Annotated in this window: 9 protein-coding genes and 1 pseudogene; 3 read left to right on the forward strand and 7 right to left on the reverse strand. The window is 65.1% G+C overall.

Going from position 1 to position 7,093, the window contains the following annotated elements:
• From AYR66_RS05715 to AYR66_RS05745, 7 genes are all read right to left on the reverse strand, one after another.
• A partial coding sequence (locus AYR66_RS05715; protein WP_420093088.1) for an alpha/beta hydrolase occupies nucleotides 1-233 on the reverse strand: 233 nt, incomplete at its 3' end.
• 1 nt (nucleotide 234) lies between these two features.
• Nucleotides 235-552: a (2Fe-2S) ferredoxin domain-containing protein gene (locus AYR66_RS05720; RefSeq protein WP_088706724.1), complete on the reverse strand. Its 318-nt coding sequence runs from the start codon at nucleotides 550-552 to the stop codon at nucleotides 235-237.
• A gap of 38 nt (nucleotides 553-590) precedes the next feature.
• Nucleotides 591-1,742 carry a VanZ family protein gene (locus AYR66_RS05725; RefSeq protein WP_234814785.1) on the reverse strand — a complete coding sequence of 384 codons (1,152 nt, stop codon included), beginning with the start codon at nucleotides 1,740-1,742 and terminating at the stop codon, nucleotides 591-593.
• Between the two features lie 63 nt (nucleotides 1,743-1,805).
• On the reverse strand, nucleotides 1,806-2,405 hold the full coding sequence (locus AYR66_RS05730; RefSeq protein ID WP_088706725.1) for an ABC-type transport auxiliary lipoprotein family protein: 600 nt from the start codon (nucleotides 2,403-2,405) through the stop codon (nucleotides 1,806-1,808).
• Between the two features lie 12 nt (nucleotides 2,406-2,417).
• The gene (locus AYR66_RS05735) at nucleotides 2,418-3,353 is read right to left on the reverse strand and encodes an MlaD family protein (RefSeq protein WP_088706726.1); all 936 of its coding nucleotides are present in this window, start codon (nucleotides 3,351-3,353) and stop codon (nucleotides 2,418-2,420) included.
• A complete protein-coding gene (locus AYR66_RS05740) occupies nucleotides 3,343-4,140 on the reverse strand; it encodes an ABC transporter ATP-binding protein (protein WP_088706727.1) in 798 nt (265 codons plus the stop codon). Before AYR66_RS05740 ends, AYR66_RS05735 begins: the two co-directional genes overlap by 11 nt.
• Nucleotides 4,140-5,261: an MlaE family ABC transporter permease gene (locus AYR66_RS05745; RefSeq protein WP_088706728.1), complete on the reverse strand. Its 1,122-nt coding sequence runs from the start codon at nucleotides 5,259-5,261 to the stop codon at nucleotides 4,140-4,142. The genes AYR66_RS05740 and AYR66_RS05745 overlap by 1 nt, the downstream gene beginning before the upstream one ends.
• A 51-nt stretch (nucleotides 5,262-5,312) precedes the next feature.
• Here AYR66_RS05745 and AYR66_RS05750 point away from each other — a divergent pair, with 51 nt between their 5' ends.
• The 3 genes and pseudogenes from AYR66_RS05750 to AYR66_RS29870 form a co-directional block, all read left to right on the forward strand.
• The gene (locus tag AYR66_RS05750) at nucleotides 5,313-6,107 is read left to right on the forward strand and encodes a biotin--[acetyl-CoA-carboxylase] ligase (protein WP_088706729.1); all 795 of its coding nucleotides are present in this window, start codon (nucleotides 5,313-5,315) and stop codon (nucleotides 6,105-6,107) included.
• 3 nt (nucleotides 6,108-6,110) lie between these two features.
• Entirely contained in the window at nucleotides 6,111-6,881 is a 771-nt protein-coding gene (locus AYR66_RS05755; RefSeq protein WP_088706730.1) for a type III pantothenate kinase, read from the forward strand.
• Nucleotides 6,875-7,093, forward strand: a pseudogene (locus tag AYR66_RS29870) (SPOR domain-containing protein); the annotation flags it as partial. The gene AYR66_RS05755 and the pseudogene AYR66_RS29870, both read left to right, overlap by 7 nt.

The raw sequence follows: 7,093 nt of genomic DNA on the forward strand, positions 1-7,093 counted from the left end.
TCGCCTTGCGACTTGCCGACGCCGCGGAAATTCATGCGCGCGGTGGCGTAGCCGAGTGCGACAAAGGCACGCGCCAGCGTTTGCGCGACCTTGTTGTCCATCGTGCCACCGTACAGCGGGTGCGGGTGCGCGACAAGTGCGACGCCGCGCGGCGTGTCGTTCGGCAGGTCCAGCGCGCATTCGAGGTTGCCGGCAGCGCCGCTGAGGGAGAAGCGTTGGGTCTGGGAATTCATGTCAGATTTTCAAACGTTCGACCGGCTTGCCCTTGACGATATGCTCATCGATGATCTCGTCGATGTCGTTCTTATCGACATAGGTGTACCAGGTGCCTTCGGGGTAGACGACCAGTACCGGGCCTTCTTCGCAGCGGTCCAGGCAGCCGGCCTTGTTGATGCGCACCTTGCCCTGGCCGTTGAGGCCGAGCTGCTTGATGCGTGCTTTCGCATGTTCCTGTGCCGCCTGCGCACCCTTGTCGTGACAGCAGGGGCGGCCTTCCTCGCGCTGGTTCAGGCAGAAAAAGACGTGGTGTTGATAGTAGGGCTTGTCAGACATGTCATTCTCGCGGTAAAGGCGACAATGATACACCCCGTCTAGACGCGTTTCAGGCGATGCGCGGGGTGCAGCAGGAACCACAGCGCGAAGAAGGTCCAGAAAATCGACAGGAAGTGCGCGGCGCCGTTGAAATTCAGAAACTTTCCCTGTGTCCAGGCTTGCAGCGTCGCGACGAAGTAGGGATTGGCCGGCACCAGGTTGATCGCAATGAAGCCCAGCACCAGCGCGAGCGCCGCCAGCCAGCGCTGCGCCACCGGCGGCGCATAGGACAGTCCGCCTACCATCATCGTCCCGATCAGCAGCCCGCCCTTGGCGCCCGGCGTCAGCCAGGCGACGGCATTGGCTGGTGAAAAGAGCAGGGCGTTGGCCATCGCCTTGACGCCAAGGGCGACCGCGAAGAAGGTGAGCAGCAGCATGGGCCGCGGCGCCTGCTTGCGCAGCAGGATGGACCAGGTCAGCATCGCGCCGATCATGCCGAATGCGGTGATGAGCGTTTCGGCAAGCCAGTATTCCTGCACCGTCAGCTGGATGTCGCGTGTCATGAGGGCGACCAGGTCTACCGGGGATTCCATCCATTCGGACAGCCAGTTCGAGAGGATGGGCATCACCTGCCCGTGGCCGAACAGGTAGCCCTGCGGATAGATCTGGGCGAGAGGCCAGAGCCCGGCAATGATCAGGCCGCGCCCGGCATCCGGCACGAACCAGTCGCGCCGCAACTGCAGCAGGCGGCTCTGTTCGAGGAAGGCATGCGTCAACGGTGCGCCGAGGAACGCGCCGATGCAGGTGCCGGCGAGATTGGTCAGGAAATCGAGGTTGGACGACACGCGGTTGGGCAGGAAGGTCTGCAACGCTTCCAGCGAACCTGACAGCATCACCCCGGCGAAGACCGCGACGATGACCGCCGGCAGGCCGCGCAGGTGCGGGTACAGCGCAAATACCACCAGCATGCCGAAGGGCAGGTAGCCGATCACATTGGTCGCGACATCAAAGCCGGTCCAGTAATGCGGCATCGGCATGATGAGGAATGCCCACAAGGGCAGGCCGATATCGCTCCAGTTGGAAAACGGATAGAGGCTCGCGTAGATGATCAGGAAGGTGTACATCAGCAGGCCAACCCGGGCGAATGTCGATGCATGCGCCGGCTGGGTCGTTTCGCTGGGAGCGATCTGCTGTTTTTCCTCGGTCTGCAAGCGTGGCCTTGGTGTTGGGGGTTAGCGTATTGTCTGCAGAGTCGCCGGTGGCGGCAAGAGAAATTATTTCAACGGCAGTCCGTGCAGCCACTGGATGATGTCACCGATGGCCGCATCGCTTGCCACCGACAGCGCCGCCGCGCCACCGGGTGCATCGGCGCTGCCCGCAGGTGATTGACGCACGAAGCTGCGTTGCGCGACCAGCGCCCGTCCGCGGTACAGCGAGGCGCGCAATGCCACCTGTCCAGTGCTCTCCGACGCCGATGCGAAATGCTGCGTGAAATCGTCGGCTTCGATGCGCAGCACCGGCACGTCGAGCGCGCCGTCCGATGCCGCCAGCGCGACGCCGCCGGCCTGCGCGATGCGTGCCTTCAGGTGCTGTGTCAGCAACTGTGCCGGTGTCATCGTCCAGCGCGCCTGCGCATAGGCGCGGGGCTGCTGCGCATTTGCGTAGTCGAGCCGGTAGAACATCATGCTGCTGTCCAGCCAGGCCGGCATCTGCACGCCCGCGACGCTGACCGGCGGCAAGGCAGGCAAGCCCTGCTGCGTTGTCAGCGGGCCGAGGTCGTACAGTGTAGCTACTGATTCGGACCTGTTCACGATCGCGCAGCCGGAGAGTGCGGCCGCAAGCAGCAGGACGATGGCGGAAACGGATCTGTTCATGCTTCTCCTCCCTTATTTCGACGGCGCCGCGAAGCCGGGTTCGCCCGGTCCGGGCGCGAGATCCGGCGTGCCGAACAGCACGCTCTGCGGCCGCTCGCTGAAATTGTCGAGGGCGCGGTTGAGCGAGCGGATCGTGGCCCGCGCATCACCCGCCAGCGGCAGCGTCTCGTGCTCGATCCGTTCGGCAACCGAGCCGAGCCGCGCGGCGGTGTCGGTGATGGTGGAGATGGCGCCGCCCTGTTGGTTCAGGCGCGTGGCGATGTTGTTCAGGCTGCCGGCGAGCGCGGCCATATCCTTCGACAGTGTGTCCAGCGATGCGAGCGATTTCTGCGCCTGCGTGGTGACCGCCGGCAGTTTCGCCAGCGTCGGTTCCAGCTGGCGCGGGATCGATTCGATTTCCGTTGCCGCCTTGCTCACGTTGTCGAAGGCGGACAGGATCGCCTTCTGGTTGCCAGGCTCGAGCATGTTGTTGATGCGCTGCGCCACTTCCTGCGTCTGTTGCAGGATCGCCAGGCCGCGCGTCTGCAGCTCGTCGAACAGGCTGGGCCGCATCTCGATGCGCGCTACCTGCTGCGGCGTGCTGTGCAGCTTGACCGGTTGCTTGCCGTCGTCATCCAGTTGCACATAGGCGATGCCGGTTACGCCCTGGTAACCGAGCGTGGCGAAGGTGGATTTGGTGATCGGCGTGTCAGGCTTCACGCTGATATGCACCAGGATCTGCCCGACCACCTCCGGGTCGAAGGTGATGTCGTCGACCTTGCCCACGTCGAGGCCGCGATAGCGGACGGCGGCCTGCGGATTGAGGCCGGGCACCGACAGCTTGGTGGCGATCTGGTATGGCACGTATTCGACGCGGTCGCGGTTGAGCCAGATGCCGACGAAGACGGCGCCGGCCAGCAGCACGATGGTGAACAGGCCGGCGATCAGGGCATGCGCCTTATTTTCCATGGTTGGTTTCCATTTCCTTCTCGCGCAACACTTCCAGCGCGCGCTTGCCGCGTTCGCCGAGGAAGAAGCGCTGGATGAACGAATGCGGCAAGGCAATCACCTCCTTCGGCGCGCCGAGCGCGATCACGCGCTTGTCGGCCAGCACCGCGATCTTGGTCGACAGCGCGAACAGCGTGTCGAGATCGTGGGTGACCATCACCACCGTCAGCCGCATCTGCTGGTGCAGGCTGCTGATGAGCGACACGAAGCTCTCCGACAGGTCGGGGTCGAGGCCGGCGGTCGGCTCGTCGAGGAACAGCAGTTCCGGCTCAAGCGCGAGCGCGCGTGCCAGCGCCACCCGCTTGACCATGCCGCCCGACAGGTCGGCCGGCATCTTCTGCGCATCCTTGGGTGTGATGCCGACCATGTCCAGCTTCAGTAGCGCGGCGTCGCGGATCAGCTCTTCCGGCAGCACGCCGAGTTCGCGCATCGGCTGGGCCACGTTGTCGAGCGTGCTCAGTGCAGAGAACAGCGCGCCATGCTGGAACAGCATGCCCCAGCGGTTGCGCAGCTGCCGCAGCCGTGCGCCGCCGGCGCGATGGATGTCTTCGCCGAACACTTCCACGTGGCCGCGCGTCGGCTTCTCCAGGCCCAGCATCTGGCGCAGCAGCGTGGTCTTGCCCGAACCCGAGCCGCCGACCAGCGACAGGATCTCGCCCTGCCGCACCTCGAGGTTCAGGTCCTGGTGGACCACGAACTGGTCGAACTGCGTCCACAAATCGCGGATGCGGATGATCGGCGCGGCCATCAGAATCCGACTCCCTTGAACACGATCGCGAACACCGCGTCGGCCAGGATCACGACGGTGATCGCGGTGACCACCGACAGCGTGGTGCCCTGGCCCAGGCTTTCCGTATTGGGCTTGATGCGCAGGCCGAAATGGCAGGCCACCAGTGCGATCAGGCAGCCGAACACGACGCCCTTGCCAAGCCCGATCCAATAGTTGGGCAGGGGCACAGCGCCGGGCAGTTCCTGCAGGAAGTAAGTGGACGACAGGCCGAGCTCGACCTTCGCCGCCGCCATGCCTCCGAGCAGCGCCACCGCATCGGTCCACACCACCAGCAGCGGCATCGAAATCGCCAATGCCAGCACGCGCGGCAGGATCAGCCGGAATCCGTGCGGCATGCCCATCACCAGCATTGCATCCAGCTCTTCCGTCACGCGCATGACGCCAAGCTGGGCGGTGATCGCCGAACCCGAGCGTCCGGCAACGAGGATGGCCGCCAGCAAGGGGCCGAGTTCGCGCACGATGCTCATGCCGAGGATGTTGACCAGATAGATATCACCGCCAAAGGTATGAAGTTGCTGTGCCGACAGGTAGGACAGCACGACACCGATCAAAAATCCCACCAGCGCCGTAATCGCCAGTGCCTGGTAGCCGATATGGAAGATGTTGGCGGAAATTTCTTTCCACGGGCCGCGCTGCGGACGCAGCAGGAAACTGCCGAGGTCCAGCGTCAGTTGCCCGATCAGTCCGACGAATCCGACCAGGTGGCCGGCGAACTCTTGCGTCCTGCGCGTGAGGCCGGCCAGCGAGTACCACGGTTGCCGGGTTTGTACAGGCAATGCCAGCGTGCCGGCCTGTTCGATGCGGTTGAAGACTTCTTCATGTTCGGGCGCCAGTGTGAGGTGAGGCGGGCGCGACCGGCCCCAGGCATTCCAGAATAATTGCGCGCCGATATGGTCCAGCCCGGAGAGCTGCGACAAATCCCACGTGGCGGCGCTTGCCGGGACTGAGCGCAGCGCAGCGGCCAGTCCCCTGATGATGGCAGGATCGGCCAGCGCGTGTACCTGCCAGCGGCCGGCAGCGGCAACCGCAGGAGGCGTTCCCTTGCTGATCGTCAGTGTCGGTGCTTGTTCATTTGACATGCGGATAGTTTAAGGGAGATTGCAGCATGGGGCATCCATTACAATGTGCGCATGACCCAGACCCTCTCTTCCGAACGGATCGCCGACTTGCTCCGTCCCGCCGCCCAGCAGATCGACGTGCGGGTGGTCGAGGAAACCGGCTCCACCAACGCCGACCTGCTCGCGGCGCTGCCCTCGCTGACTGCACCGCGCCTGCTGATTGCGAAATCGCAGACGGCCGGCAGGGGCCGCGCCGGTCGCGAATGGATGTCCGCGCCGGGCAGGTCCCTGACCTTTTCCCTCGCGTGGAAATTCAGCCTGCCGGTGCATGCGCTGGTCGGCGTGCCGCTGGCTGTCGGCGTATCGATCGCCGAATCGCTGGCCATGTTCAATGTGCCGGTGCGCCTCAAATGGCCGAACGATGTCCTGCACGAGGGACGCAAGCTGGCGGGCATCCTGATCGAATCCGCCGCCGCCGGCCACGTTCCCCATGACGCGAGCTGGGCTGTCGCCGGCATCGGCATCAATATCGCGCTCAGCGACAGCATGAGCGCGGAAATTGGCCGCCCTGTCGCGAATATTCCCTGGCTGGCCGAGCTCGACCAGGACATGCTGATGGCCACGCTGGCCAGCGGCTTGGCGGAGGCGCTGGTGCAGTTCGAGCACGAGGGGCTGGCCGCGTTCACCGCACGCTGGAATGCGCTGCATGCCTACACCGGGCAGGCCGTCGTGATCCTCGACAACGGCAAGGTGCTGCACGAAGGCGTGGCGGTCGGTGTCGACGATATCGGGCGCTTCGTGCTCGACACCCCGGCCGGGCGCAAGGTGGTGATGGCTGGTGATGTTTCGCTGCGCCCGAAAGGATAGGCGATGCTGCTGCTGATCGATGCAGGCAATACCCGCGTCAAGTGGGCAGTGGTGCCGAGCGCCGAACGCCGCCCGGAGGCGCTCGGCCGCTGGACCGAGTCAGGCATGGTGGAGCATGCGCAGGTGCGCAGCCTGAGCGATGCATGGCGTGCGCACAAGGTGGTGCGCGTGCTTGCTTCCAATGTGGCGGGAGAGCCGATGCGCGATGCGATCGAGCAGGTCTTGCTCGGCGCCTTCGGCATGCAGCCGGTGCCGCTGGAATGGTTCGCTTCCGCCGCCGAACTGGCCGGCGTGCGCAACAACTACCGCAATCCTGCCCAGCTCGGCTGCGATCGTTTCGCTTCGGCCATCGGTGCGCACGCGTTGTTTCCCGGACGGCCGCTGGTCGTCGCCACCTGCGGCACGGCGACCACGGTAGACGCCGTGACGCCGGACGGCGTGTTCCTCGGCGGCATGATCCTGCCCGGACTCGGACTGATGGCGAGTTCGCTGGCGAAGAACACGGCGCAGCTGCCGCAGGTCGCCGGCCATATCGACATCGCCGAACCCTTCGCCGACTACACCGATGCCGCCATTGCCAGCGGTTGCCTGGCGGCGCAATCCGGCGCCATCGAACGGGCTGTCGCGGCGCACGCGCGCCACGGTGGCAACGTGCAGTGCATCCTTTCCGGCGGCGCGGCATCGCTCATCGCGCCGCACCTGTCGGTGCCGCACCAGCGCGTCGACAACCTCGTCCTCATTGGCCTGCACAAGGCCTCCATGACTCCATGCTGAAATTCATTTTCTGGATCCTGTTGCTCGGCAACGCCGGCCTGTTCGCCTATCAGCAAGGCTACTTCGACAGCATGTTTTCCAGCGGGCGCGAACCGGCGCGCATGAAGGATCAGCTCAACGCCGACAAGGTTCGGCTGGTGCCCCCGCCGGCGGCCAAGCCCGCACCGGCTCCCGAACCGGCCCCGGAGCCGGTGCCCCCGGCTGCGGCGGCG

Source organism: Noviherbaspirillum denitrificans, from assembly GCF_002211445.1.
GTDB classification, from domain to species: Bacteria; Pseudomonadota; Gammaproteobacteria; order Burkholderiales; family Burkholderiaceae_D; genus Noviherbaspirillum; species Noviherbaspirillum denitrificans.

Coding starts and splice junctions, on each gene's coding strand:
- AYR66_RS05755 (WP_088706730.1), top strand. CDS start 6,111: ATGCTGCTGCTGATCGATGCAGGCAATACCCGCGTCAAGTGGGCAGTG.
- AYR66_RS05730 (WP_088706725.1), bottom strand. CDS start 2,405: ATGAACAGATCCGTTTCCGCCATCGTCCTGCTGCTTGCGGCCGCACTC.
- AYR66_RS05750 (WP_088706729.1), top strand. CDS start 5,313: ATGACCCAGACCCTCTCTTCCGAACGGATCGCCGACTTGCTCCGTCCC.
- AYR66_RS05740 (WP_088706727.1), bottom strand. CDS start 4,140: ATGGCCGCGCCGATCATCCGCATCCGCGATTTGTGGACGCAGTTCGAC.
- AYR66_RS05735 (WP_088706726.1), bottom strand. CDS start 3,353: ATGGAAAATAAGGCGCATGCCCTGATCGCCGGCCTGTTCACCATCGTG.
- AYR66_RS05720 (WP_088706724.1), bottom strand. CDS start 552: ATGTCTGACAAGCCCTACTATCAACACCACGTCTTTTTCTGCCTGAAC.
- AYR66_RS05745 (WP_088706728.1), bottom strand. CDS start 5,261: ATGTCAAATGAACAAGCACCGACACTGACGATCAGCAAGGGAACGCCT.